The following is a 917-nucleotide window of genomic DNA, read 5'->3' on the forward strand; positions in this document are numbered from 1 at the left end:
GTTCCCCGGGTTCGCCTTTGATCCCTATGAATTCAGGATCAAATACCTCCATTGACGACACTCAATCCAAACCCAGGCCACGGATCGCTCCGCCGCCTGGACTTGCAATGAGGGTCGTCGAAGGTGGGTTGCCCCATTCGGAAATGTCCGGATCAAAGCCTGTTCGCGGCTCCCCGAACCTTATCGCAGCGTACCACGTCCTTCATCGCCTCTCAGCGCCAAGGCATCCACCGGATACCCTTAAGGCACTTGATCGTTCTCATGAACAATGCCCGCCGCTCGGCAGCGGCTGCAACGCGAAATCTCCCAGAAGACCCGAAGGAACTCCCAAGACACCCGCGACCGGCATTGTTCGAAAAGACCAGTTATTGCTTGCCGAACGCATCCAGACGAACCCCGCGGTCAGGCGGGACGGCCTTAAAGACGCGCGGTCCCAGGGATGGGGATGCTCCGCGCTCCAGATACGTTCTCTCTCGACGATGACATAGAACCCGCGCATCCAGGAACCCCCGGACCGCAAATTCGCGTCTTCAACACTGAATCAAAGGATGAACCGGCCACGCCGATGGTGGAGCCAGACGGGATCGAACCGACGACCTCATGCTTGCAAAGCACGCGCTCTCCCAACTGAGCTATGGCCCCGGACCGGCGCCGCGCGCCACCGAATATGGTGGGCCTGGGACGACTCGAACGTCCGACCTCACCCTTATCAGGGGTGCGCTCTAACCACCTGAGCTACAGGCCCGAAGGCTTGGCCCGGCGACCCGCTCCAGCCTGACGGCGAGCGGCCCGGGACAAGGCTCATCCAGGAAGAAAGAGAAACGAGGGCGGCGGCGTCCCGCGAATGGGACCGTGACTTCGGTCCCTGATGTTCCAAGAGAACCGAGAGGCCGTTCCGGAGGGAACGTCCTGAAGGT

Annotated in this window: 2 tRNA genes and 1 rRNA gene; all 3 read right to left on the reverse strand. The window is 61.1% G+C overall.

From position 1 onward, the window contains the following. Positions 1-255, reverse strand: a 23S ribosomal RNA gene (locus tag NK718_RS21835); the annotation flags it as partial. Positions 256-566: 311 nt separating this feature from the next. Further along, positions 567-642 (reverse strand) — tRNA-Ala (locus NK718_RS21840). Between the two features lie 26 nt (positions 643-668). Continuing rightward, positions 669-745, reverse strand: a tRNA-Ile gene (locus tag NK718_RS21845). Positions 746-917 lie beyond the last annotated feature (172 nt).

The organism is Alsobacter ponti (genome assembly GCF_024294805.1).
Classification (GTDB): Bacteria; Pseudomonadota; Alphaproteobacteria; order Rhizobiales; family Beijerinckiaceae; genus Alsobacter; species Alsobacter ponti.